Source organism: Streptomyces virginiae (genome assembly GCF_040638905.1).
In the GTDB taxonomy this organism is placed as follows: domain Bacteria; phylum Actinomycetota; class Actinomycetes; order Streptomycetales; family Streptomycetaceae; genus Streptomyces; species Streptomyces virginiae_B.
In genome coordinates, this window is record NZ_JBEZYV010000013.1 from 39,009 (window position 1) to 62,533 (window position 23,525).

General features: G+C 72.7%; 24 protein-coding genes, 1 pseudogene and 1 riboswitch. Of the genes and pseudogenes, 4 read left to right on the forward strand and 21 right to left on the reverse strand.

What is annotated here, in order from left to right:
• Position 1: 1 nt before the first annotated feature.
• The 6 genes from AB0F82_RS19810 to AB0F82_RS19835 all read right to left on the reverse strand — a co-directional run bounded on the left by AB0F82_RS19810 (position 2) and on the right by AB0F82_RS19835 (position 8,076).
• A complete protein-coding gene (locus tag AB0F82_RS19810) occupies positions 2 to 1,486 on the reverse strand; it encodes an aldehyde dehydrogenase family protein (protein WP_362629301.1) in 1,485 nt (494 codons plus the stop codon).
• A 350-nt stretch (positions 1,487 to 1,836) separates the two neighbouring features.
• Positions 1,837 to 3,072 carry an NAD(P)/FAD-dependent oxidoreductase gene (locus AB0F82_RS19815; protein ID WP_362629304.1) on the reverse strand — a complete coding sequence of 412 codons (1,236 nt, stop codon included), beginning with the start codon at positions 3,070 to 3,072 and terminating at the stop codon, positions 1,837 to 1,839.
• Positions 3,073 to 3,104: 32 nt separating this feature from the next.
• Positions 3,105 to 3,857 carry a hypothetical protein gene (locus AB0F82_RS19820; RefSeq protein ID WP_362629307.1) on the reverse strand — a complete coding sequence of 251 codons (753 nt, stop codon included), beginning with the start codon at positions 3,855 to 3,857 and terminating at the stop codon, positions 3,105 to 3,107.
• Between the two features lie 456 nt (positions 3,858 to 4,313).
• Positions 4,314 to 5,768: a SulP family inorganic anion transporter gene (locus AB0F82_RS19825; protein WP_362629310.1), complete on the reverse strand. Its 1,455-nt coding sequence runs from the start codon at positions 5,766 to 5,768 to the stop codon at positions 4,314 to 4,316.
• A 17-nt stretch (positions 5,769 to 5,785) separates the two neighbouring features.
• Positions 5,786 to 6,367, reverse strand: coding sequence for a carbonic anhydrase (locus AB0F82_RS19830; RefSeq protein WP_362629313.1), 582 nt, complete (start codon positions 6,365 to 6,367; stop codon positions 5,786 to 5,788).
• Between the two features lie 1,430 nt (positions 6,368 to 7,797).
• The gene (locus AB0F82_RS19835; protein WP_356812639.1) at positions 7,798 to 8,076 is read right to left on the reverse strand and encodes a WhiB family transcriptional regulator; all 279 of its coding nucleotides are present in this window, start codon (positions 8,074 to 8,076) and stop codon (positions 7,798 to 7,800) included.
• A 395-nt stretch (positions 8,077 to 8,471) separates the two neighbouring features.
• Between AB0F82_RS19835 and AB0F82_RS19840 the strand changes: the two genes are divergently transcribed.
• Positions 8,472 to 9,074 (forward strand): DUF4328 domain-containing protein, encoded by a 603-nt coding sequence (locus tag AB0F82_RS19840; protein ID WP_362629317.1) that lies wholly within the window; start codon positions 8,472 to 8,474, stop codon positions 9,072 to 9,074.
• A 39-nt stretch (positions 9,075 to 9,113) separates the two neighbouring features.
• Here the strand turns inward: AB0F82_RS19840 and AB0F82_RS19845 are convergent, their stop codons facing one another.
• The 3 genes from AB0F82_RS19845 to AB0F82_RS19855 form a co-directional block, all read right to left on the reverse strand.
• Complete coding sequence (locus tag AB0F82_RS19845; protein WP_362629319.1) at positions 9,114 to 9,554, reverse strand: hypothetical protein; 441 nt, start codon at positions 9,552 to 9,554, stop codon at positions 9,114 to 9,116.
• The gene (locus tag AB0F82_RS19850) at positions 9,547 to 9,999 is read right to left on the reverse strand and encodes an Ohr family peroxiredoxin (protein ID WP_362629322.1); all 453 of its coding nucleotides are present in this window, start codon (positions 9,997 to 9,999) and stop codon (positions 9,547 to 9,549) included. The genes AB0F82_RS19845 and AB0F82_RS19850 overlap by 8 nt, the downstream gene beginning before the upstream one ends.
• Before the next feature lie 75 nt (positions 10,000 to 10,074).
• Positions 10,075 to 10,137: riboswitch (guanidine-III (ykkC-III) riboswitch) on the reverse strand.
• Positions 10,138 to 10,219: 82 nt separating this feature from the next.
• Positions 10,220 to 11,254 (reverse strand): AraC family transcriptional regulator, encoded by a 1,035-nt coding sequence (locus AB0F82_RS19855; RefSeq protein ID WP_362629325.1) that lies wholly within the window; start codon positions 11,252 to 11,254, stop codon positions 10,220 to 10,222.
• 254 nt (positions 11,255 to 11,508) lie between these two features.
• Between AB0F82_RS19855 and AB0F82_RS19860 the strand changes: the two genes are divergently transcribed.
• From AB0F82_RS19860 to AB0F82_RS19870, 3 genes are all read left to right on the forward strand, one after another.
• Positions 11,509 to 12,294: a type 1 glutamine amidotransferase domain-containing protein gene (locus AB0F82_RS19860; RefSeq protein WP_362629327.1), complete on the forward strand. Its 786-nt coding sequence runs from the start codon at positions 11,509 to 11,511 to the stop codon at positions 12,292 to 12,294.
• An 85-nt stretch (positions 12,295 to 12,379) separates the two neighbouring features.
• Positions 12,380 to 14,506 (forward strand): hypothetical protein, encoded by a 2,127-nt coding sequence (locus tag AB0F82_RS19865; protein ID WP_362629330.1) that lies wholly within the window; start codon positions 12,380 to 12,382, stop codon positions 14,504 to 14,506.
• Positions 14,507 to 14,705: 199 nt separating this feature from the next.
• Positions 14,706 to 15,038, forward strand: a complete 333-nt coding sequence (locus AB0F82_RS19870; RefSeq protein ID WP_356812646.1) for a GYD domain-containing protein — start codon at positions 14,706 to 14,708, stop codon at positions 15,036 to 15,038.
• Between the two features lie 3 nt (positions 15,039 to 15,041).
• On the opposite strand, the gene AB0F82_RS19875 is transcribed toward AB0F82_RS19870, so the two are convergent.
• The 12 genes and pseudogenes from AB0F82_RS19875 to tpg all read right to left on the reverse strand — a co-directional run.
• Positions 15,042 to 15,641 (reverse strand): TetR/AcrR family transcriptional regulator, encoded by a 600-nt coding sequence (locus tag AB0F82_RS19875; protein WP_362629333.1) that lies wholly within the window; start codon positions 15,639 to 15,641, stop codon positions 15,042 to 15,044.
• A gap of 14 nt (positions 15,642 to 15,655) precedes the next feature.
• Positions 15,656 to 16,567, reverse strand: coding sequence for an NmrA family NAD(P)-binding protein (locus AB0F82_RS19880; protein ID WP_362629336.1), 912 nt, complete (start codon positions 16,565 to 16,567; stop codon positions 15,656 to 15,658).
• Positions 16,564 to 16,989 (reverse strand): nuclear transport factor 2 family protein, encoded by a 426-nt coding sequence (locus tag AB0F82_RS19885; RefSeq protein WP_362629339.1) that lies wholly within the window; start codon positions 16,987 to 16,989, stop codon positions 16,564 to 16,566. Before AB0F82_RS19885 ends, AB0F82_RS19880 begins: the two co-directional genes overlap by 4 nt.
• A gap of 313 nt (positions 16,990 to 17,302) precedes the next feature.
• Positions 17,303 to 17,668, reverse strand: coding sequence for a hypothetical protein (locus tag AB0F82_RS19890; RefSeq protein WP_356812652.1), 366 nt, complete (start codon positions 17,666 to 17,668; stop codon positions 17,303 to 17,305).
• Between the two features lie 463 nt (positions 17,669 to 18,131).
• Positions 18,132 to 18,659, reverse strand: coding sequence for a hypothetical protein (locus AB0F82_RS19895; RefSeq protein ID WP_362629343.1), 528 nt, complete (start codon positions 18,657 to 18,659; stop codon positions 18,132 to 18,134).
• Between the two features lie 245 nt (positions 18,660 to 18,904).
• Positions 18,905 to 20,383: an RNB domain-containing ribonuclease gene (locus tag AB0F82_RS19900; RefSeq protein ID WP_362629346.1), complete on the reverse strand. Its 1,479-nt coding sequence runs from the start codon at positions 20,381 to 20,383 to the stop codon at positions 18,905 to 18,907.
• A 117-nt stretch (positions 20,384 to 20,500) separates the two neighbouring features.
• Positions 20,501 to 20,743, reverse strand: coding sequence for a protealysin inhibitor emfourin (locus tag AB0F82_RS19905; RefSeq protein WP_356812655.1), 243 nt, complete (start codon positions 20,741 to 20,743; stop codon positions 20,501 to 20,503).
• Positions 20,744 to 20,938: 195 nt separating this feature from the next.
• The gene (locus tag AB0F82_RS19910; protein ID WP_362629349.1) at positions 20,939 to 21,181 is read right to left on the reverse strand and encodes a hypothetical protein; all 243 of its coding nucleotides are present in this window, start codon (positions 21,179 to 21,181) and stop codon (positions 20,939 to 20,941) included.
• 191 nt (positions 21,182 to 21,372) lie between these two features.
• The gene (locus AB0F82_RS19915; protein ID WP_356812656.1) at positions 21,373 to 21,636 is read right to left on the reverse strand and encodes a hypothetical protein; all 264 of its coding nucleotides are present in this window, start codon (positions 21,634 to 21,636) and stop codon (positions 21,373 to 21,375) included.
• The gene (locus AB0F82_RS19920; protein ID WP_362629654.1) at positions 21,633 to 21,938 is read right to left on the reverse strand and encodes a DUF6247 family protein; all 306 of its coding nucleotides are present in this window, start codon (positions 21,936 to 21,938) and stop codon (positions 21,633 to 21,635) included. The genes AB0F82_RS19915 and AB0F82_RS19920 overlap by 4 nt, the downstream gene beginning before the upstream one ends.
• An 82-nt stretch (positions 21,939 to 22,020) precedes the next feature.
• Positions 22,021 to 22,449 (reverse strand): hypothetical protein, encoded by a 429-nt coding sequence (locus AB0F82_RS19925; RefSeq protein WP_362629352.1) that lies wholly within the window; start codon positions 22,447 to 22,449, stop codon positions 22,021 to 22,023.
• Positions 22,450 to 23,092: 643 nt separating this feature from the next.
• Positions 23,093 to 23,479: pseudogene (gene tpg, locus AB0F82_RS19930) on the reverse strand (telomere-protecting terminal protein Tpg); the annotation flags it as partial.
• Between the last annotated feature and the right edge of the window lie 46 nt (positions 23,480 to 23,525).

Consider the following 23,525-nt stretch of genomic DNA (forward strand, 5'->3'; position numbering starts at 1 on the left):
TTCAGCCCGCGAACCAGCGCACGGGGCGCGGGGCGAGGTTCTGGTACACGTGCTTGGTCTCGCGGTACTCGGCCAGGCCCGACGGGCCGAGTTCGCGCCCGGTGCCGGACTTGCCGAAGCCGCCCCACTCCGCTTGCGGGAGGTAGGGGTGGAAGTCGTTGATCCAGACGGTGCCGTGGCGCAGCCGGCCCGCCACGCGGCGGCCGCGTCCGGCGTCGGAGGTCCACACGGCGCCGGCGAGGCCGTACTCGGTGTCGTTGGCGAGGGCGACGGCCTCGGCCTCGGTGCGGAAGGTCTCGACGGTCAGGACGGGCCCGAAGACCTCTTCCCGGACGACGCGCATCCCCCGGTGGCAGCCGTCCAGCACGGTCGGGCGGTAGAAGTAGCCGGGTCCGTCGGGCCGTGCGCCGCCGGAGCGCAGTACGGCTCCTTCGGCGAGGGCGGAGGCCACGTACTCCTCGGTGCGTTCGCGCTGCGCGGCGGACACCAGCGGCCCGCACTCCACGCCCGGGTCGGTGCCGCGACCGAGGCGGATCCGGTCCGCCCGGCGGGCGAGTTCGGCGACGAAGCGCTCGGCGGCGCTCTCCTCGACGATGAGCCGGGAGCCCGCGGAGCAGACCTGGCCGCTGTGCATGAAGGCGGCGTTGAGCGCCTGGTCGACGGCGGTGTCGAAGCCTTCCGGGGTGGCGCAGGCGTCGGCGAAGACGACGTTGGGGTTCTTGCCGCCGAGTTCGAGGGCGACCTTCTTGACGGAGTCGGCGGCCGCGCGCATCACCTTCGTACCGCTGGTGAGACCGCCGGTGAAGGAGACGAGGTCGACGTCGGGGTGGGCGGCGAGGCGCGCGCCGACGGGGTCGCCGGCACCGGTGACCAGGTTCGCCACGCCGGGCGGGAGACCGGCCTCCACCAGCAGACCGATGAGGGCGGCCGTGGACAGCGGGGTGATCTCGCTGGGCTTGATCACGAAGGTGTTGCCGGCGGCGAGGGCGGGGGCGATCTTCCAGGAGGCCTGCAGGAGCGGGTAGTTCCAGGGTGTGATCAGGGCGCAGACCCCGACCGGTTCGTGGACGACGACGCTGTGGACGTCGGGGGTGCCGGCATCGATCACGCGGCCCGCGCTCTCGCCGGAGACGAGGTCGGCGAAGTAGAGGAAGGCGTCGGCGACGCAGTCCACGTCCACGCGGCCCTCTTCCAGCGTCTTGCCCGCGTCGCGGCTCTCCAGCAGCGCGAGGCGTTCGCGGTCGCGGTGCAGCAGGACGGCGGCGCGGCGCAGCAGTGCGGCCCGCTCCAGCACAGGGGTCTGCGGCCACTGCCCGCCGTCGAAGGCCGCGCGGGCGGCGCTGACGGCCGCGTCGGTGTCCGCGGTGCCGCCCTCTGCGACCACGGCGAGGACCGTGGCGTCCGCCGGGTCGAGGATCTCTCGCGTGGCTCCTGATATCGCGGAACGCCAGGTCCCGGCGATGTGGATGGTCGTCTGCTCGGACACGACGCGCTGTACCTCCGATTCGGGCACCGCGGTGTACCCGCGGTGGTGGTGCTCGGGCGCGCTTGCCCCGGTCCACGCAAGACATGTCCCATCCGTCACTGGAAGTGACGGGAGTCACTCTCCGTCGCACCGCAAGGAGTTGGGGCATATGCGAATAATTCGGACACCGATGGGCGTGCCGGGCCGCCCGGGAACCGCAGGTCGGGGCGTGACGACGGGCGGGCCTCCGACTGCAGCGGCCCGCCCGGGCCGGGGGCGCGGGCCTGGGCGGAGCGGGAACGGGCGGCGGCGGAGCAGCGGAGCAGCGGCGGAGCGGCAACGGGCGGCGGCGGAACGGGCGCGGAGCGCGGTCAGGACTGCGTACGTGACAGGTGTGCGGGCGGTCGTGCGGCCGCGCGACGGTGCTTGATGTTGACGGCCGAGGCCTTGGCCACGGCCATGGGGTTCAGGAATCTCAGCGGACCGATCAGGCGGGATCCGAAAAGGTGCATGTGCCGCGCGAGCGATGCGTCACGCGCCGCCGCCGAGAACATCAGCCGCTCCACGGGGTTGAACGGGCGGGCCTTGGCGAAGTCGGCCGCCAGGTACTGGTGCCCCCGCAGCGCGCGCCGGTGTCTGCGTTCGTACGCCGTGAGGGACCCGTCGAGGTCGCCTCGGCCGGTTGCGGCGGGGGCGACGGCCTCTGCCAGCCATTGCGCGGACTCCAGGGCCCACCCGCATCCCACACCCCACAAGGGGTCGCCGGTCAAGGCGGCATCGCCCACGAGTGCGACGCCGGGTGCCGTCGGCTTGCGGCTGTGCAACGGGTAGTTGACGGTGCCTGTGATCTTCGTGATGCGCTCGGCGGAGTCGATGGGCGGCGCCTCGGGCAGGGCGCGGACGAACGCCGAGAAGCTGCCCTCCAGGTCTTCCCGGAAGGCCGGGAGCCACTTCTTGCCGGGGAGCACCGCGATCACCGTCACCCCGTCCCCGTTCGGGAACGCGTAGGCCATGTCGGGGTCGAGGAACCACGTGTGGCCGAGTCCTCCCTGCAGCGGGAGGTCGCGGAAGTGCGCGAAATAGCCGAACCGCCCGTTCTCGTACTGCCGGCCGGGCACCCCGGCGTACTTCGCCACGGCCGAATCCCCGCCGTCGGCGCCGACCACCAGACGGGCCCTGATCTCGCGCTCGCCCCGCGGTGTCGACGCGCGCACGCCGACGGTCCGCCCGGCTGCGCGGACCAGCCCGGCCACCTGGTGGCCGAGGAGCAGATCGACGCCCGGCGTCCGTCCGGCGAGGGAGCTGATCATCGGATCGAGGGTGCTGCGCCGGATGTTGTACGCGTACGGCAGCGCGGGGCCGCCCGGCGCGGCCCTCGGCTCGATCCAGCCCCAACGGGTGTACCAGCGGACCTCGTTGCGGACGGCTCCGGCCTTCTCGATGGCGGGGACGAGGCCGAGTTCGTCCAGCACGGGGTAGGCGTTGGCCGTGATGGAGTGGGTGCACAGCACCTTGTACGCCTCGGGGTCCGAGCGCCGTTCCAGGAGTGCGACGCGAACACCGCGGCGGGCCAGCAGGATCGCCGAGCGTCCGGCCGGCGGACCCACACGGTGCGGCCGTCCAGGGCTGAGCCTCAGACCTACTCCGTCCGCAGGGAGGAGAAGACCCCGCCCAGCACGTCGCGCTGCGGTCGGGGCGCGCCTTCGGAGAATGCCGCCCGGGCGCGGTCGACGTCGTCGCGCCGGAAGGGGCGGGGCTCCTGCGGGGCCAGCCCGATGACCAGGGGACGGGCTCCCGCGCGCTCGTACGCGGCGAGCTTGTGGTGCCCGTCGAGGAGATGGCCGACGGAGCTTTCGGCGGTGGGGAACAGCGCGACCAGGGCCGGAAGGCCGCCGCCGGCACGGATGCGGTCGCTGTAGCCGCGCACCGCCCTGTGGTCGCGGGGCGGCCAAGCGTCGGTGGTCACCAGGGCAAGTTCCTCGTCGGCGTACCAGCTCTGGACCCGGCGGGCACGCGGATGGACCACTCGTAGGTGGTGCGGAGCGAGCGCGGCCGTCATCACGTACCGCCCCGGGGCGAGGAGTGACAGCAGCGGGCGCAGACATTGCGGATCCGGTGGCTCGGCGTGACCGTTCCGCGGATCGGGCACGAGGCCGGGGGCGCCGAGCCACTCGGTGAGGTACTTGACCTCCGACAGCCCGGGCCCGCCCGTGCCCGCGCGGGCCGCCAGCCGACCCAGGCTGCCGCAGCCGTCGTTGGCCTCCAGGACCGCCGGATCGCCCGCGAGCAGGAGCAGGCTGCCGCTTTCGTCGCCGATCACCTCGATGACGCCGTGCCCGTCGGGCACGTCGAAGCACACGGAGCGGGAAGGCGGAGGCAGCCGTCTGATCATCGGCCAATCGTATGGCCGCGCCCGGTGGGGCCTTGACCGTGTACCCGTGGCCGGCCCAGGGAGCGTCGTCACAGCAGCGACGCCGCCCGTGGGCCGACCGGATGGGACTGTGGCGAAACGGCTTAGTGATCCGGTTGTGGGCTCCGAGGCCGATGACCCCTCGGCCTACGCCATGCTGGCGTGGATGCGGGAGCGCGCCGGAGGCCGGGAGAGCGCAGTGCGCTTGGCCCGACTCCCCCGGCAGCCTCCGGATACCGAGACGCCCTGCGAGGGATGGCGGAGTCCCAGGCACGGCCCGGGACACCTGGAGGGACTGCGCGGTGAGGCCGGCCCGCTTGACTGAGGACGACCAGCGCGATGCCGGCCGGGCGACGCTGCTGCGGGCCTCCCCGACCACGGCGGGATCGCGGCGGGGGACGGCGTGCGTTGCGGCGCCGCGGCCCACACAGGGTGCGCCTACGGCGCGGTGACCCGCACCGGCTCCGTGTCTGCCGCGCTGTGCCGCTCGGCCCAGTTCTCCAGGGCCGTGCGGCAGGCGTGGTCGACGTGGTGCAGCCCCGAGAGGTCCAGCTCCACGGGGCGGTCCTGCGGCAGGGCCTCGAGACTGTCGAGGATCTTCGGCAGCCGCAGGAACGTCGCGTTGCCCACCAGATACACGCGGACCGGGCCGGCGCCCTTGTCGATCACCTCCAGCTTGACGTGCGAGGCCTGCCAGGCGGTCTTGGCGACCGACAGGGCCAGACCGATCAGCACGCCCTCGAACATGTTGACGGCGACGATCGCCACGGCCGTGACCACCAGGATCAGCGCTTCACCGCGGTACGCCGTCCACAGCAGCACTACCTGCCGGAACGGAATCAGCTTCCAACCCGCGTGCACGAGGATGCCGGCGAGTGCGGGCAGCGGGATCAGCTCCAGGACGGACGGCAGGAGCGCCGCGAACAGCAGCAGCCACACGCCGTGCAGCACCCGGGAGGCCTTTGTCTTCGCGCCCGCCTGGACGTTGGCCGAGCTGCGCACGATCACGGCGGTCATCGGCAGCGCGCCGAGCAGCCCGCACACGGTGTTGCCGGCGCCCTGCGCCATGAGCTCCTTGTCATACTCGGTGCGCGGCCCGTCGTGCAGCCGGTCCACGGCTGCTGCGCTGAAGAGGCTTTCGGCGGAGGCGATCAACGTGAACGCCAGGACGGTGCCGAGGACCGCGGGTTGGGCCAGCTGACCGAAGGCGTCGGCCCCCGGCGGTTGGATCGCGCCGAGCAGCCCGTGCACTTCCACCGTGGCGACCGGCAGCCCGAACGCCAGCGAGGCCAGCGTGGCAAGCAGCACCGCCGCGAGCGCGCCCGGCACCGCCCGGGCCCGTTTCGGCATGCGCTTCCACAGCACCATCACCGCGATGGTGGCCGCGCCCACTCCGAGCGAGGCCAGGGCCTCGGTGCTGCCGACCGCACGGACGAGCGCCTCCGGCAGCCCCGCGATCTTGTCGATGCCGGACGCCGGCGCCTTCAGGCCCGCCGCCGCGTACAGCTGGCCCGCGATGATCACGAGCCCGATGCCGGCCAGCATGCCCTCGACCACCGACACCGAGATGGCCCGGAACCAGCGGCCCAGCCGGAGCGCGCCCATGAGGAGCTGGAGGAGCCCGGCGGCCAACACGATCACACCGAGCGCGGCCAGCCCGAACTGGCGGACTGCCTCGAAGACGAGCACGGTCAGACCCGCGGCCGGCCCGGACACCTGCAGGCTGCTGCCGGGCATCAGCCCCGCGACGATGCCGCCCACGATGCCGGTGACCAGGCCGAGTTCCGCCGGGACGCCGGAGGCGACGGCCACGCCGACGCACAGCGGCAGCGCGACAAGGAAGACGACGAGGGAGGCGGCGAAGTCACGCCTGAGATGGGGAGACCTGATCACAGCGTTCACGGTGCCGCTCACAGAGCCTCGAAGGTGTCGGTTCCCGCGCGGTGTTCGAGCACGGCCCCGGTGTGCACCTCGTAGTACCAGCCGCGTACCCGCAAAAGCCCCTCGGCCAGCCCCTTCTCCACGCAGGGGTAGGAACGCAGACGCAGAAGTTGGGCGAGAACGTGGTGCTGCACGGACTCGGCGACCGCCGGGTCGTCCGGGTCGGCCGACACCGGCCGGCTCGCGGCGTACGCGAGCCAGTCCCGCACGGCCGGGACCGGGTCGAGGTCGTCGCCGCGGACCAGCGCGCCGACGGCCCCGCAGTGCGAGTGGCCACAGACGACGATGTCCTGGACGCCGAGCACTTCCACGGCGTACTCGATGGTGGCGGCCTCGGAGGTGGGCCGCTCGGAGGCGTACGGCGGGACGATGTTGCCCGCGGTACGCAGCTCGAAGAGCTGACCGGGGGCAGCGCCGGTGATCAGGGCCGGTACGACCCGGGAGTCGGAACAGGTGATGAACAGGACCTCTGGTGACTGGCCTTCGGCGAGCTTGGCGAACTCCTCAGGGCGCTGTCCGAATGTGCGGGCGTTGTCGATGAGGGGCTGCATGCGTGGTCATTCCTCCTGGCGCGCCATGGCAGCGCGTCGGACGGGCAGGACAGAGGCAGGCGCTGCTTCGCTGTCAGCAGCGGAAGACCTGGAGCGCCGCCGGGACGTGGCGGGTCTGCGCGAGGGCCTGACGGCCCGTCGAGGCAGCGGTTCGCCGTGACCGGTGAGGGCGCGCGGCACCTACCCCGATGACTGGATTCCGGACTGGGCTCCGGCGGTGGCACATCGGGATCCGTGCGCGTGTGCGAACACCGCGGCACTTGTCGGCACCAGGCGGCGAGCAGGGCGGCGGCGGGGACCGCGACCGCAGTTCCGGCTGTCGCACCTCGCAACATCGACCCCTCCAGCTGAAAAAGACATCTGTTGCACTCACCAAGAACCAGTCAACGGTTGGTCAAGAAACACGTTAACGCGGCAAAGTTGTTTGCGCGGTTAACGCAACGTGTCGGACGGAAGAGAGCCCGAAAGTGCGAGGTTCGTTGGCTCGAACTTGTCTGTCCCGGCTCGCAGCAGGTGGGCATCCGCTGTCGTGGGCGGCAGGGGAACGCTGCCTGGCCCACCGCGAAGACCAGCGGACGGGCAACCCGCGTGTGATGGTCAGCCGGCAGACGAAGTCCAGCCGTGGGCCGGCGTCCACGGCCTGTGTCAGTCACGCCCTCGACGCCTGCGGCTTCCCACCCCGCATGATCCGCGACACTCGACTGCTCGACCTGCTCAACACCATGGACCCCGTCTGCCGGATCGGTGACCGCCTCGCCCGGCTGACGAAGACGCAGGCCCCCCGGAAGTTCCTCTTCAATGATCTCGACCAGCCAGCCGAAGGCGGTCGGGCCGCCACGTCCAGCGCGGGCCTCTGCAAGCCGGGCGCCCATGCGGTCCTTGTACTACGAGCAGCGGCACCGGCTGCTCGGCGCCGGCGGCAGCGACTTCTCTTGGCGAACCTGTTCCGGGCGCCGGAGGAGCCGGTGTCGCCGGAGGCGATGGGTGAGCTGTTCGGCCGGCTCGGGGCGCGGGCAGGGCTGTCACGGAGGGTGGGTCCGCATATGGCGCGGCGGGCGTTCGGGTCGAACGTTGCGAGGTGCAGGTGCTGCTGGGGCAGCGGAGTCCGCTCGTCGGGTCCGTACCGGTTCCCGGATCCGGATCGGGTGCGGGCGGCCGTCGAGCGGGTCCCGACCCCGCGTGCCCTCGGTGCCGGCAAGGAGGATCGGCGACGGCCGCTGTCTCGTTCGTCAGGTCGAGCGATGGTTCGCCGAACCTGAACGGCGTTGCCTGGAGCGCGGCGTGTTCTGTTCCCTCGACGACCTCAAGGCCGCCCTCGAGAACTGGATCAAGGTCTGGAACGACGAGGCCCGGCCCTTCGAATGGACCCAGACCGCCGACCAGACCCTCGACCGCATCTGCCGCTACTGCTCACGCATCTCCGAACCAGATCACTGGGTGTGGGCCAACAGGAGGTGGCGCTCGTCCGGGGTGAGGCCGCCGCGCACACCGTGCAGGACCCGGTCGGCGAGGGCGTGGCGGCGGCACGGGAGGCGAACCGGGCAGCGTTGGCAGACGGCCTTGGCGGCCTCTTCGCGCTCCCGGGCGGCCTCGGCCCGCTCGTTCGCGCCCCGCTCGAAGACCTCCCGTTCCCCGGAGCGGCACGGTCCGTCGAGCGGCGCATCGTGTCGGGGGTCGAGGAGTACGTCCGTACGGGAGTTGTCGGTCACGCCCGGCTTCCTTCCGGCAGGGGCGGCCCTTCGTGACCGCCTGTTCCGCTCGTATCACCGGAACCCGCGGGTCCATGCGTGGTCGGGCCGATGCCGGCGGAATCCGCCGGGTCCGACGCCAAGGGTGTCGACACCACCGGCGAACAGCCGCACGCCCCGTGAGGAGGCGGCGCGCAGGTGTCGATACCAGGTCCGCAGACCGGGGACCTGCGGTTTCTTTGTGGACGGGCGGGTTGTCGTTGCCGTAGCTTGCCTCTGCGCGCTCATCCCCGGGCGCCTGCGTACCGTGCCCGTGGGGGGTTCACAGCGTCATGTCCTCGTCCCATCCCGACGTTCTCCGCCCTCGTCCGCCGCTGGCCCACCCGGCCCCCAGTCCCGGACGTGCTCTCCTCGGGGTGCTGCACGCCGCGCTGACGGCGGCCGCGGCAGGCGACGCCGTCTCCCTGTACGCCGGTTTCCGGGCGCACTCCGCGGTGGTGGGGGACGGCGAGTTCGCCTACATCTCCGAAGACCGGTGGGCGGCCCTGAACACGATGTTCGCCAGGGTGGAGCAGGTCCAGCTGCTCGTCGTGCTCGCGTGCGCGGCCGTCTTCATCACCTGGTTCCACCGCGTCCGGCAGCGGGCCGGCATGCTGGCGCCCACCGGGTTCCGCCGGGGTCCGGGCTGGGCGATCGGGGGCTGGTTCGTTCCGGTGGCCTGCCTCTGGTTGCCGTACCGGATCGCCAACGAGGCCTGGACGGTCGGTCTGCGGGGCGCCAAGGGCCCCTTCTGGCCGTTGAACCTCTGGTGGGCGTCGTTCGCGGGCTCGATCCTGCTGGGCCGGTACGCGAGCGTGAGCCACCGGCGGGCCGAAGACCTCGGCCCCTTCCTCGACGCGGTGACCGTGGGCATGGCGGCCGACGCCCTGAGCATCGTCGCGGCGGGCGCGGCCATGCTCTTCGCCGCACGCCTCACCCGCATGCTGGAGGACGAAGGGGACCCGGCCGTCCGCCGCTGAGCCCGGCGCGGCTCACGGTTGATGAGCGGCAGCCGGGTCTCACAGCCGCCAGTACGTCCCCGCCCGGGAATCGACGTGCACCACGTGCCGGCCGACGCGCACCACGTGGTGGTCGGGACCGGACCAGGAGCCGGTGACACCGTCCGCCCCGGGCAGCGGGGTCCAGATCTCCAGGAAGGTGCTGCCGTCGGGGTTGGTGCCCCGCTCGACGAGGTTCGCGCCGTCCCGGCGCAGTGTGCCGGTGTCGTCGCCCGGCTCGCCGGTGAGGTGGTGGAAGCGCACCTGGAAGCCGTCGAATGAGGTCCTACCGGCGAAGCCGCGGCTGTCGGCGTAGTACGACCCCGCCTGCAGCCACACCACTTGGGTGTCCCGGTCCTCGACGACCGGTCCGCCGTTGCGGCTGATGCCGCGCCGCAACCAGGCGCCGCGCTGGGGTGCCGGGACGCCCCGGACCTCACCCGCCGGCTCCGGCTCAGGCACGGTCGTCGGTGGCCGGGTCGTCCACGGCCAGGAGCGTCAGCGGTACGTTGCCCCGTACCGCCTGCGAGTACGGGCAGACCGCGTCCGCCCGGTGCAGCAGCGCCTGGAGGTCCGCCGCCGGCCACCCCGGCAGGCTGACGGTGAGGACCACCGCGAGGCCGTAGCCCGCGGGTGTGTCCGTCGTACCGAGCTCCACTTCGCAGGCCACCCGCGCGGCGGAGGCGTCCGCCCCGAACTCGGCGGCGACTTCCGCGAACGCGGAGGTGAAGCAGGCCGCGAAGCCGGCCGCGAACAGCTGCTCGGGGTTGGTGGTGCCGGGCACCTTCTTGCGGGGCGGCGCGAGACGGACCTCCAGGCGCCCGTCGTCCGTGCGGACGGATCCGGTGCGTCCCCCGACGGCGTGCGCGGTCGTCCGGTACAGGCTGCGTGTGAGTGGCGCGGTCATGGCGTTCGGCCCATCTTGCTCGACGAGGACGCTGCCCGGGAGCGGACAGCGGGCGGTGCCGCTCGTGCGGCACCTCGCGCGTCGTCGTGCGTAACCGGGTACGGCGCATCTCGTCCGGGGCCAGGATCCGGCCGCCGGACAATCTAGCACCGGACCCGGTCGGCCGGGGCCCCGCCGGAGGTGGGGTGCCTCACCCGCTCCCCCGCCCGTTCCCGCTCCCTCAGCCGGTCCCGTCGCAGGCCTGGGAGGCGGGCCGGTACCGGCTGCGGTACGCGCCCGGCGGCATGCCCTCCCACCGGGTGAAGGCACGGACCAGGGCCGTGGCCCCGCTCAGGCCGACGAGCGGGGCGATCCGGTCCAGGGGCAGGGCCGTGGTCTCCAGCAGCCGCCTGGCCCGGCCGTGTCGGGCGGTGTCGAGGAGCGCGCGCCACGAGGTGCCCTCCGCGTGCAGGGCCCTGCGCAGGGTCCGGACGCTGAGGTTGAGCTGCCGGGCGGGGCCTTCGGGGCCGGCGTCCTCGAGCGCCGCTTGCTCCAGCCACTGCCGGACGCGTTCGGCCACGGTCGGGGCCGCTGCGGACAGCTGGTGCAGGAGGCGGTCGGCGTAGGCCCGGTGCAGGCCGTTGAGCGCCGGGTCGTAGAGGGGGCGGCGCCTGTCGAGGTCCTCGCCGGCGACCGTGATCGCGTTCTCCGGGGCGTCGAAGGCGACGGGGCAGCCGAAGACGCGGGCGTACGGCTGCGCAGAGCCCGCACGGGGGTGGGCGAAGGACACGGCCAGGGGCGTCCAGTCGTCGCCCGCTATCCAGCGGGCCGCCCGCACCATGCTGCTGACGACCGCTTCCACCTGCTGGGGGTGCATGGCGGGCGGGCCGACGGTCGGCCGGTAGCAGATGCGGCCGGCGCCGCCCAGGCGGCGCAGGGTCACCGTGCCCGCCTGGCTCACCAGGGGGTGGTAGCGCTCGGCCGCGCGTGCGGCGTCCGCGAGGCTGGCGCAGGTGAGGATCAGGTGGCCGAGGATGTGCAGGCCGTCGGGCCGCATGCGGTCGCCCACGAGGAGTCCGGTGTGCGGGCCGGCGCCCCTGGCTGCCAGCACCTCGTCCCACAGGGCGCGCATCTCGCCGTACTCCAGCCGGTCCGTGGGCATGGCCCGGGAGTCGGCTCCGCCGGTGCCCGCCTCGGCCGTCGCGCTCAGGACCGCGAGGGCGTACGAGGCGTTGACGGAGGGTCCTGTGACGGAGGGGGACTCGACGGTGGACACGGCCGTCAGTCAATGCGGGCGCGCCACCCCCGTCAATAGCGTCCGCCGGACTGCCGCACGCGGGGGGGCGGGGTGCGGGTCGGGTCGGGGTCGGGGCGGGGTCGGGAGAGTCAACGCCTTGGCCGTCGGAGTCAATGACGGGGCCACGCGCCGCTCCTAGGGTCGTCCTTCGGACACCGAGGAGATCGGGGGTCGGGCCCCTGGGCCGCGGAAGCGACGTGCTGCCCTGATCACACCGCTCAGAGGAGTACGCCGTGATTCTCTTCCTGCTCCCGGCAGGCGACTACGACCCCACCGAGGCGGCGGTGCCCTGGGCCGCGCTGCGGGACGCCGGTTTCGAGGTGCGGTTCGCCACTCCGGACGGGAAGGTCGCGCTCGCCGATCCCCGGCTCACGGACCTCGGCTTCTCCTGGCTGTCGCCCTGGCTGATGACCCGTCGCGCCGAGCTGGCCGCCTACCGGCGCCTCACCGAGGACCCTTCCTTCCTCGCTCCCCTCTCGTACGCGGACGCCGACGCGCTGGTCGGTCCGGCCGACATCACCGGCCTCTTCGTACCGGGCGGCCACGCCCCCCGCATGCGGACGCTGCTCGAAGACGCCACCGCCCAGCGGCTGTTCGCCCGGGTCTTCACCCGGGGGCTGCCGGTGGGCGCCGTCTGCCACGGGGTGCTGCTCGCCGCCCGGGCCCAGGATCCCGCCACCGGGCGCTCGGTCCTGCACGGCCGGCGGACCACGGCTCTGACGTCCCTGCTGGAGCTGACGGGGTGGAACCTCACCCGGCTGTGGCTGGGGCGCTACTACCGCACCTACCCCACCACCGTGCAGGAGGAGGTCACGGCGGCGCTCGCCGATCCGCGCCACTTCCTCACCGGCCCGCCGCTGCCCGTACGGGACACCGCCGCCCGGCCCGGACGCGGCTTCACCGTCACGGACGGCAACTACGTCTCGGCGCGGTGGCCCGGTGACTGCCACCGCCTCGCGGCGGAGTACCTGGCCCTGGTCCGTGCCCGTTCGGCGGGAGCCGTGGACCGCCCGGTCTGACCCCCCCGACCGCGCACGCGGTGGCGTCCGGGGCCGAGGAAGACCATCTCCGCAGTGTCGTGAACGCTTCGTGAAAGGGATGGGGATGAATCGACGAAGAGCCTTGGGACGGAGCCGGTACCTGCTGATGGGCCTGGTCCTCGCATTGGTGACGCTGGCCCTCGGCCTCGCGGCCGCCGGCGCGCCGACCGGGCCGCCGTGGTGGGAGCCCGTGGCGCGCCCGGCCCCGGACTCGCAGGTCAACGTCACCGGGGAGCCGTTCACCGGGACCGACGCCCAGGGCCGCGTGCGCGGATACGTGGACGCGCACGTCCACCTGATGTCCGACGAGGGCTTCGGAGGGCGGCTAGTCTGCGGAAAGGTCTTCTCCACCGCCGGTGTGGCCGACGCGCTGAAGGACTGTCCCGAGCACTACCCGAACGGCGTCCTCGCCCTCTTCGACATGATCACCAAGGGAGGCGACGGCCGCCACGACCCGAACGGCTGGCCGACGTTCCGCGACTGGCCGGCCCATGACTCCGCCACCCACCAGCAGGCGTACTACGCCTGGGTGGAGCGGGCCTGGCGGGGCGGGCAGCGGATCCTGGTGAACGACATGGTCACCAACGGGGTGATCTGCTCGCTGTACTTCTTCAAGGACCGCGGCTGTGACGAGATGACCGCGATCCGGCTCCAGATCCAGAAGACCTACGAGCTCCAGGCCTACGTGGACGCCATGTACGGCGGCGCCGGCAAGGGCTGGTTCCGGGTCGTCACCGACCCCGACCAGGCGCGCAGGGTCATCCAGGAGGGCAAGCTGGCCGTCGTCCTCGGGGTGGAGACCTCCGAACCGTTCGGCTGCAAGCAGGTGCTGGACAGCGCCCGCTGCATCATCGAGGACATCGACCGCGGTCTGGACGAACTGCACCGCCTGGGCGTGCGCAGCATGTTCCTGTGCCACAAGTTCGACAACGCCCTGTGCGGCGTACGGTTCGACTCGGGCACCCAGGGGATGGCCATCAACGCCGGCCAGTTCCTGTCGACGGGCACCTTCTGGAGCACGGAGCCGTGCCCCGGGCCCGAGCACGACAACCCGATCGGCTTCGGGCTGGCGGCGGGATCCGCCGAGCACGCAGGGCTCACCGGTGAGACCGCGAACTCGGGAACACCGCAGACCGAGGCCGAGGCGGCGGCCCGTGTCCGGGCAGCCCTGCCCGAAGGCGTCGAACTCCCGGAGTACGGCGGCGCCTCCCTGCAGGCGGCACAGTGCAACCGCCGGGGCCTGACCGCGCTGGGCGAGTACGCGGTGCTGGGCATGATGAAGCGCGGCATGATGCTGGAGATCGACCACATGAGCGTCAAGGCGGCGAACCAGGCGCTGCGCGTGCTGGAAGCCGAGCGCTACTCCGGTGTCCTGTCCACGCACGGCTGGATGGACGAGAACTGGACCGAGCGGGTCTACCGCCTGGGCGGGTTCATCACGGGCCACATGTTCGAAGCCCCCGCGTTCGCCGCCGAGGCACGCGAACACGCCGCCCTGCGCGCCCGGTACGGCGCCGGGTACGGCATCGGCACCGACATGAACGGCTTCGCCTGGCTGCCCGGTCCCCGGGCCGCGGCAGGCGATCAGGTCCGCTATCCCTTCCGCAGCCCGGACGGCGGCTCGCTCCTCGACCGGCAGGTCACCGGCTCGCGCGTGTGGGACGTCAACACGGACGGCGGCGGCACCCACTACGGTCTCGTACCGGACTGGATCGAGGACATCCGGGTCACCGGCGGCCAGGACGTGGTGGACGAGCTCATGCAGGGCGCCGAGGGCTACCTGCGCACGTGGGGCCGGGCCCACGGCCACAACACCCCGTACGCGCCCCTGGTGCGCGGCTACCGCCCGCACGCCGGGCACCTGGCGTCCTCTCGGCCGCTGCCCGCCGGCTTCATCCACGAGGCGGTCTGGAAAGTGCTGCGGGACCCCGCGCCCGGCACGGTCCGGCTCTACGAGTGCAAGGCGGCGAACCACTCGCTGCTGACCCCGGATCCCGGTTGCGAGGGCCTGCAGCCCCTCGGCGCGGTGGGGTACGTGTACACGAAGGCGGTGCCGGGCTCGGTACCCCTCTACCGGTGCTACATACCGTCCGTCTTCGACCACTTCGTCTCCCACCGCGCCGACTGCGAGGGGCCGTACTCGCGGGAGGGCCTGCTCGGTCACGTCATGCCGGTGGCGGCGGCGCCGTAGGGGCGGGCGGACCGAGGTGCCCCCGGCGCGTGCGGCCCGGGGGCACCTCGCCGGCGTCGGCCGCGGGGGCGGCGTGCCGCCTGCGGGGGGGGAGCCTGCGGGGCCGTCCGGAGGCGGCCGTCCGGGGGATCCGAGGACCTCACGTGCCCTTCCCCGGCCGACCGCGGGCACCTCTTCCCCACAACGAAAGAGGTGCACGATGCCGCTCTACCTGTCGAGGTTCAGCTACACCCCGGAGACATGGGCACGGCTGATGAGCCACCCCGAAGACCGTACGACGGCCGCCAGGTCCTACATCGAGTCCGTCGGCGGGAAGCTGCACGGCTTCTGGTACGCCTTCGGCACCCACGACGGATACAACCTGTGGGAGGCCCCCGACAACGTCTCCATGGCCTCGGTCGCGCTGGCGATCAGCGGGGGCGGGGCGCTCAGCTCGTTCGAGACGACCGTGCTGCTCACCATCGACGAAACGCTGGACGCCCTGCGCAATGCCGAGCAGATCCGCTACCGGGCTCCCGGCCGGCAGCAGTGAGGACTACCCGCCCTCGCCGCCGAGGACGTTGTTGACGTAGGCCGCGAGCGAGCAGCGCAGGCCTTCGGGGGACATCTTCTGTTCGTCGATCAGGTGCGCGACGAGGTCGGCGCGGATGGTGGCCAGCAGCGCGTGGGCGGTGAAGTCCGGGTCGTGGACGCCGGGCACCTGGTCGAGCGCCGCCCGCAGCGTTTCGTGCCACCAGTCGTAGTGCTGGGCCCGGTACGGGCTGCTGAGCCCGGCGTCCTCGGCGGCCGCCATGAGGTTCCGGTTCTCGATCTTGAAGGTCAGCGAGGTGTCGAGGAGGGCCAGCACCCGCTGCCGCGGTGCGGTACCGGTCGCCTCCTGCACCTCGCGCACCGTGCGCTGCAGCGGTTCGAGGCGGGAGGTGATCACGGCGGCGATGAGGCCGGCGCGGTCGCCGAAGCGTCGGAAGAGGGTGCCCTTGCCCACGCCCGCCGCCGCGGCGATGTCGTCCATCGACACGCCGTGGGGGCTGCTGCTGGCGGCGAACAGGGCGTCGGCGGCTGCCAGGACGGCTTCCCGGTTGCGCTGGGCGTCGGCACGCTCCGTGCGCTCCGTGCGCTCCGTACGTCGGGCCACGGGTCCTCCTTCGTCTACGGCCTCTCCGGCCCCGGGGAATGATATTCGGCCGGCTGGTGTGAGCGGGTCGCGCCCAGCTCCCGTTCGACGAAGGCCCGCAGGGTCCCCGGGGGGCGGCCGGTGAGGCGCTCCACGGTGTCCGTGGTGCGGTCCTCGGCTCCGCCGGCGATCGCACGGTCCATCTGCGCCAGCATGGTGGCGAACTCCAGCGGTATCCCGGCCGCCCAGCGGTCGCGCAGTTCCTCGAAGGTCAGCTGCCGGTGTACGACGGGCCGACCGGTGACCTCGGTGATGATCGCGGCGGCGTCGGCGTAGCTCAGCGCCTGCGGCCCGGTGAGGATCAGGTCGGTGTCGGGGGCCCGCCCGTCGGTCAGGGCGCGTACGGCGACGGCGGCGATGTCCTCGGCGTCGACGAATCCGACGCGGCCGTCTCCCGCGGCCGTGAGGATGGCGCCGTCCTCGCGGATGGTACGTGCGTGGGGGGCGGAGCCGGCGAAGTTCTGCATGAACCAGGAGGGCCGCAGCACCGCCCACTCCTCGAACAGACCGGGCAGTTGTTCGTGGACCCGGCCCACCGCAGGGCCGCCCGCGGGGATCGCCGAGGAGCTGAGCAGCACCGCGCGGCGTACGCCTGACGCGCGGGCCTGGTGGAGGAAGGGCAGCATGACGGCGGCCGGATCCGGTGAGCCGACGGGTGGGATCAGGTAGGCGCGGTCGACGCCGTCCAGGGCTTCGGCCCAGGTCGCGGGCTCGTTCCAGTCGAATCGGACGGCCTCGGCGCCCGGGTGCGGGATGCGCGGGGTGGCGGTCCGGCCGGCCGCCTTGACGCTCCGGCCCTCGGCGGTCAGCCGGGCGGTGACGCGGCGGCCGGTCGTCCCGGTGGCCCCGATGACCAGGGTGGCGGGGGCGGGGGCGGTCGTCGTCATCGGCCGGCTCCCGTGAAGTCGGCGCCGGGCTGGGATGCGGCGAGCGGATTCCAGTAGTCCCGGTAGGTGGTGATGAGGCCGTCCTTGACCGTGACCACGGCGATGTAGGTCATGTCGTAGGGGGTGCCGGTCTTCACCAGACGGCCGACTCCGCGCATCTCGACCACGATGGTTTCGGGGACGGTGGTCTGATGGATCTTCACCTCGGGGAAGTCGTGCAGGTCGACGTGGTCGGGGTAGTGGCGCATGTACTCGCCGACCGCGGCCTTGCCTTCGAGGCACGGGGGCCATCCGTCGGGGGCGAAGGGGAATTCGAGGACGCCGCCGGTGTCCCACAGGTCGACCCAGGCGGGGATGTCCTTCTCCAACAGCAGTTCCAGGCCGTGGCGGTACAGCTCCGCGGCCGTCATGGGGATGGTCATGGTTCAGGCTTCCGATCTGCTCGCAGCGGGAACGGGCGCACGCGTGGCACATAAACGGACCGCCGGTCCGTATGATCTCGAGCCTACGGACCGCCGGTCCGCTTAGCAAGCAGCGCCCGGCGCCCGACTGGCAACCGCCGCGGGGAGATGAGGCCCCTGAAGGCCTCGGCCTGCACGGCGGTCCGGGCACCGGACGGGGGGCGAAGCGCCGATGATCGCGCTGGAGTGACGCCGAAAGCGGCGAAGCCGCAGCCGACCCGCGCGGGGGTCTGCTGCGGCTTCGACTTCGGCTTCGGCTTCGGCTTCGACGAGGTCAGGAAGTGCGCTTGAGCGTCCAGGTGTTGGGGTTGAAGCTCGGGACGGCGGAGTAGCGACAGCCGCTCGAGTAGTAGGTGCTCGTGATGGTCCAGCCGGCAGGCGGCCACGTGGACGCGCAGGCGTTGACCTGCGTACCCACGGGGTAGCCCCTGAGGTCCTTGATCTGCTTCATGTTGGGCGTGAAGCCGGAGCCGCACCCGCCGCTGTTCCACCACTGGACGTCGACCCAGCCGTCCGGGGTGAGCGCACTGGCGCACATGTTGACCGTGTCTCCGGGGGCCGCCGAGGCGGGACTCGCGGTGACGGCCAGGGCGGTAACGGCCATGGTGGCCAGCGTGACGGCGAAACGGGTGCGAAGCACGAGACGTTCCCTCCTCGGCGCACCGGGTTCGCCGCCGACCGTCGGCGGGCCGTGCCAGGCGCCGCACCATTGCTATCCGACCGACCCAAACTCCGGAAAGTCACCTTTTGGGCATAACTCTGCGATCATTTAGAGCCGTTCGCGGCGGCCAGCCGATCGGCCGACGGGCCTCGGGGCGCACTCCGACCGAGGCGCCGCCTTGAACCGGCCGCACACGCCCGAGATGACAAGGGCGCCCGTTCCCCGGCGGGGACTCGGAGGTGTACCGGCCGACGACCGGCTCCGGGTCGCGAATCTCGGAGTCGTAGCCGCCCTGGGAACGGTGGGGCGGTGGGGCGGTGGCCTCGGGGGAGCCGTCGGCGGCCGCGACGATCCCGATCGCCACGCCCGTCCGGCTCCTGCGCCGCTTCTGGACGCCGGGCTTCCGGGGCTCCACCGCTCCCCCGCCCACACCCCGAACGGGTCAGGCGGCGCGGCAGAGTTCCGCGGGCCTCGCGTGGGCCGAGGGCCGGGCCACGGTGGCGGGAAGGGTGCAAGCGGCACGAAGGGTACCCGCGGCCTGCGAGCGGGTCCGCGCGAACACGTAGAGGCGGAGCACCGCGAACCGCGCGACACCGGCGAGCGCGGAGGCCGACAGGTAGACGACCTGCTCCAGCATCGGATCGGGCGCCGCCACCAGCTGCCGCAGGGTCAGCACCGCCACACAGGTCACCGCGTACGCGGCCACCGCGGACCCGGCCGACTGCGCGTGCTGGCGCCGGCTCGCGCGCCCGCCCGCACCGAAGGTGAAGCGGGCGTGGAGCTCGGTGGCGAGGAGCGTGGAGAGCACGGCGATCAGGGCGTTGGCCAGGACCCAGGGAATCCAGGAGGCGAGGGCGCCCACGCCGAAGCTGGAGGCGAGCCCCACTCCGCCGCCGCAGAGTACGAAGCGGGCGAAGGCGGCGATGGCGCCGGGCTGCGTCGCCCGCTGCCCGCTCTGCACTTTCTCCATGATCCCCACCCCTTCGACGGCCCACCCGCGAACGCGCCCACCGGTCGGCGAAGGACCCGGGCGCGCCACTCATGATGCCATGATGGCGCAGCAATGGCGCCACGTCGAGCCATAATTGACGCCACGTCTGCGAGCACCCGTTGAATGCGCAGGTCAGGAGCAGCACCAATGCGGCCAAGCCTTTCGCCCACTCGACCGCTCTTGGGTCCGGGTGGAATGGGTGTGGGCGTGGGGTTCAGGGACGGTCACCCCTCGCCCTCAACCAGGCTGAAGAGGATCCGCCTGTTCTTGTCGGCGAAGGCGGGGTCGGCCCGTTGGAGCTTGACCCGGACGCTCGCGCCGAGCTCGAGCTCGGCGGCGGCAGAGGTGACGCTGCCCAGCACGGCGGGCTCCGCCAGCTGCACCTCCCCCTCCCGCGGGTTCGGTCGGGACCCTTCCGCGTCGGTGTCGATGACCACGGCGTCGAAGGTGGCTCCCACCCGGTCCATGAGCAGCGCCGCCTCCACCAGGTCCACGGACTGCCGGTCCGCCGCACTCCCCTTCGCCCTCGCCATCGTGCCCGGCAGGTCGTCCAGGGCCGCCAGTACCCACTCCGGCGCGTCCCGGTCCGCGCCGGCGGCCACGCACACTTCGCCGGCGTACCGGTCGACCAGGCGCCTCAGCGGCGCCGTGCAGTGCGTGTACGGTGCCGCGATCGCCGCGTGGACGGTCTGCGCGGGGATGTGGTCGGGGTCGCGGAAAGACCGGTAGACCGATTTCAGCAACAGGGCGCCGGCCGCCTCGTGGAGGAACGCCGCGTGTTTGTGGTCGTGCGGATTCAGCGAGCGGATCAGCTCCGCGTACGACACGTGGTGCGGCCAGTCGATGCCGAGGCCCTGGGCGATGCGGCGCAGACGCGTGACCTCGTGCGTCGGAGCCTGCTCCTGGGTCCGCAGGATGCCGGGACCGCCGGCCAGCATCATCGTGGCCGCGGCCATGCCGGTCATGAGGGAGATCTGCTCGTTCCAGCCGTCCACGGGCAGCGCAGCCCGGTAGCTCAGCCGGAACGATCCGTCCTCGAAGGTGACCTCCTGGTCCGGCAGGCTGAGCGAGATGCCGCCGCGCTCGGCCTCGACGGCCTCGCGGAGGGTGCCGATGTCGCGCAGCAGTGCCAGGGGCTCCTCGGCGGTGCCGGAGTCGATGGCCTGTTGGACGCCCGCGTAGTCGAGTTTGGCCTGGCTGCGGACGAGGGCACGGCTCACGGACGACCTGGTCACCTCGCCGTGGGCGTCGAGGTCGTGCTCCCACAGCAGGGCGGGGACCTTCTGGTTCGGCAGCAGACTGGCCGCGCCCTCGGACAGGACGGGCGGGTGCAGCGGCACCTTGCCGTCGGGGAAGTACAGGGTCACGATCCGCTTGTGGGCTTCGGCGTCCAGCGCGTCGCCGGCGGTGACGAAGGCGGCCACGTCGGCGATGGCGTAGTGCACGCGGAACCCGCCGCCGGGCCGCCGCTCGAGGTACATGGCCTGGTCGAGGTCCTTCGATCCGGGCGGGTCGATCGTGAAGAGCGGCAGGTCGGTGGCGTCCTTGTCGGGCAGCCGGGGGGCGCGGGCGGCGGCCTCGGCCGCCGCGAGCACCGGATCGGGGAAGACCGAGCGGGCCTGCAGATCGGTCCGGAGCTTCTTCAAGGCGGTGGCCAGAGCGGCCTCGGCCGCTTCGGACAGGCGCATCGGGCGGCGTGGCATGCCCCGAGCGTAGGGCGGCGCGCATGTCCCGGCACGGCGGGCGACCCGTCCGGGGGCCGGGCCGGCGCGCCGCCGCCGGTCGCCGCGGGGCGGCCCGCCCGGCCCGTGGTGAGCCGGTCAGCCGCCTACGCCGAGGACGGTACGGATCAGTGTGCGCTGGGCGTCGGACAGACAGGGGTCCTGGAGGTCGAGTACTTCGTCGTCGACGGTGATCCGGTAGCGGTAGCCGTCGGCGACGGGTGTGACGGCCCGCTTGGCGAGCTCTTCGAGGTCCGCGGCGTCCGTGCGGCCGGACGTGTCGAGTGCGCTGAGCTTCTCCCCGCCGGCGAAGCCTCCGGAGCGGGTGACCGTTATCAGCATGGCCGTTCCTTCCTGGTCGCTGGTGTGGCACACGGTCTGCGCGTCGCAGCCACTGCCGCGCATGCCCCGAACCGCGGCCCGCTGTCACCCGGCGGGGCCCGTTCCCCCCGAACGTCCGGAAACCGCCGCTGCACGGCGGCGACCGGGATGGCATGCCGCTCAGGATCGCCGGCTCCGCCCCTTCGATCACTTCTGTCAGGAGGGGCCGGCTCTGGCGGAGGCATCCCGTCGGCCCGGTTCGCCGGGGCGCACGCTCGGCGCGGGCGAGCCGGTCCGTGAGGAAGGCGCGCAGGAGTTCCGATTGCTGGTGCGGCAGGGCGTGTCCCACGTCGTCGCGGCGTGTCCCGGGTCGTCGACCACGGCGAGCGCGGCGTGCGGGTGGTGGTGGACGAGGTCGACGGCGGCGTAGCCGACCGTCGAGTCCGGCCGCTTGGCCACGACCAGCGTGGGGCCCGGGTACGCGGGCGCGTGGCCGGGTGTCAGCGTCCAGCGTTCGCCGATGCGCCCGGGCGCCGCCTCGCCGACGAGCGCCGCGGCCGGTTCCTCGTGGCGTCAGTACCCCGCCCGCGGCGCTCCGCGCGTCGGCCCGGCCTGCTCGCGGAGCCGGGCACGGGGTACCGGTTCGGGGGCTATCCGAGCCAGACGATGTTCAGGACCGTCAGGCGGCGCAGGGGCCGGTTCACCCAGTAGGTGAGGGAGAGCCGGCCGACGGACGCGTAGCGCACGTCCTCACCCTCGGGGTCCTCGGCGTTCCACTGGCCAAAGCCCCACGGGTCTGCGGCCGCGGCGTCCAGGACGTCCCACACGGTGCCTTCGGCGTGCTCGGGCAGGGTGTCGAGGACCTTCGCGGCCGGTGCGGAAAGGCGGACCGCGTACGGCTGCTGTGCGGTCACCGGCGCCTTCCTCGCAGCTCCGCCATGTCGATGGCCTCGCTGTCGTCGTAGCCGGAGGCGGCGAACGTGTCGACCGCCGGGGCGTGGGCGAGGCGGCCCTGCCAGTCCTGGACGACCTCGTACAGCCCGGCGAGGGAGAAGGTTCGGCGGGACTCCTCCAGCGCGGCCGCCCAATCCCGCTCGAAGGCCGGCACCCATTGTGCGGCGCGCGGGTCGGCGCGCAGCTGGGCGAGCAGGTCGGCCGGCGCCCCGGGTGCGGGGGCGTGCGGGGTGACAGGGTTGTGGTCGGGCTGGGCGCTCATCGACGGTTCCTCCCGGCGGCGGGTCGTACCGCAACGGTACGCGCGCCGGATCGCCGCGGGTGCGGTCATGGGCGGATCCCTCCTACGGGGTGAGCGGCGGCACGAGGGCCCGGGCCCGAGCAGTTGCCGATGTCGGTGCCCGGCCCGTGGTGTGCCGACCGGGTCGGGCGGCGGGGCTGAGGGCCAGGGTGTAGTGGCGGCCGGTGGCCAGGTGGATCGTGAGGGTGTCGCCGTCGGCTGTGATGGTTTCGAAGGCGGGGTGGGCCAGGAGCGCGGGGACGACGACGTCGCGCAGCACGTCGGCAGTGGGGCCGTCTGCAGGGGCACCGGTCGTGTCCCGAAACACGTTGCCGTCGGCGCCGGCCTGGAAGTCGAGCACCCACGTACCCCCGGCCGCGGTGAAGACGATGTCGCCGCGGGTGCCGGAGTCGGTGACGCGCTGGAGTCCGGGGTCGCTGGTGTCCGGGTGGGCCTCCAGGACGTCGGCCAGGCGCACTGCCTCTTCGTCCACGGCGGTCAGCGGCCTCCTGTCACGGTCGGTGGGCGTGAGCCGAGGCTCGATAGATGTCACCGGCGGCACCGCTTAGGCTGCACACAAACCAGGTCGAAGCAGCCGGACTGTCACCAGAGAGGCGCAGGAGTTGTCACACATAGTCGGTCACCGGTGTTCCTGTCACGGGGGCGCAGTGTGACTCGCGACGACCTCATCGCGATGCTCCGCGACCAGACTCCGGCATGCGGACCTGCGCGTAACGCCTTGATCGCCGGGGCTGACTTCGTCGTCTGGGACGGCCTGGTCCCTGCCAACCGGCACGCAGGCGTCTTCCGGCGTCGAATGCACAACTCCTTGAAGCGTGGCCGCACGGTCGATGGCGCGGCCGAGAGTGTCGGCATCCTTCTGCGAGCCGGGGAAGAGCCGCTTCGTACCGGATCCATCGACGCGGTGGACAGGTCATCCTGGTTCACGATCTTCCTGAACTCCACGGCGACAGTAGTGGTGGCCTGCTGCGGCGGACGCCGACCCACCACCATGGAGTCGGCCGACCCCCCGAGTCCGGCGCCCAACCTCGCGGGTGACAACTAGCCTGCCCATGTGACACCTGTCGCGCTTCGGCTTACGGGTGCGACGCTGCCGGTGTGCCCGGCGGCGGGGTTCAGAAGGCGACGTCGAAGTAGTCGATGTCGGTGAACTCGACCCGGAGCTGGTCGGCCCGGGTTCCGCCGTCCTTGAAGTAGATCTCCTGCAGTCCCTCGGCGACGATCGTGCGCAGTTCGCGGTCGGCGGCGCCCCGTGCCCGGGCGTCGAAGAGGCGCTGGGCGTAGGCGGCGGGGAGGTGGACGGTGAGGCGGCGGACCCGGCCGTCGTCGGTGGTGCCGACGGGTGCGGTGTAACCGAACCGGGCGCGGGTCTCGACGGTGATGCCGGTGCTGGTGGCGGCCTCCCTGCGGCGGCGGCCGCGCACCACCGGCTGTCAGCGGGCGCGCACGGCTGTGCCGATGCGGTCCGCAACGTGCTTGGGCGGGGTCTTCCGGTCGCCCTTGTGACCGCCCACTCCCCCGGCGTCCGATCACGCCGGATCGCGCGGT

Coding starts and splice junctions, on each gene's coding strand:
- AB0F82_RS19820 (WP_362629307.1), bottom strand. CDS start 3,857: ATGATCAGACGGCTGCCTCCGCCTTCCCGCTCCGTGTGCTTCGACGTG.
- AB0F82_RS19830 (WP_362629313.1), bottom strand. CDS start 6,367: ATGCAGCCCCTCATCGACAACGCCCGCACATTCGGACAGCGCCCTGAG.
- AB0F82_RS19850 (WP_362629322.1), bottom strand. CDS start 9,999: ATGACCGCGCCACTCACACGCAGCCTGTACCGGACGACCGCGCACGCC.
- AB0F82_RS19865 (WP_362629330.1), top strand. CDS start 12,380: ATGAATCGACGAAGAGCCTTGGGACGGAGCCGGTACCTGCTGATGGGC.
- AB0F82_RS19870 (WP_356812646.1), top strand. CDS start 14,706: ATGCCGCTCTACCTGTCGAGGTTCAGCTACACCCCGGAGACATGGGCA.
- AB0F82_RS19880 (WP_362629336.1), bottom strand. CDS start 16,567: ATGACGACGACCGCCCCCGCCCCCGCCACCCTGGTCATCGGGGCCACC.
- AB0F82_RS19885 (WP_362629339.1), bottom strand. CDS start 16,989: ATGACCATCCCCATGACGGCCGCGGAGCTGTACCGCCACGGCCTGGAA.
- AB0F82_RS19895 (WP_362629343.1), bottom strand. CDS start 18,659: ATGGAGAAAGTGCAGAGCGGGCAGCGGGCGACGCAGCCCGGCGCCATC.
- AB0F82_RS19900 (WP_362629346.1), bottom strand. CDS start 20,383: ATGCCACGCCGCCCGATGCGCCTGTCCGAAGCGGCCGAGGCCGCTCTG.
- AB0F82_RS19905 (WP_356812655.1), bottom strand. CDS start 20,743: ATGCTGATAACGGTCACCCGCTCCGGAGGCTTCGCCGGCGGGGAGAAG.
- AB0F82_RS19920 (WP_362629654.1), bottom strand. CDS start 21,938: ATGAGCGCCCAGCCCGACCACAACCCTGTCACCCCGCACGCCCCCGCA.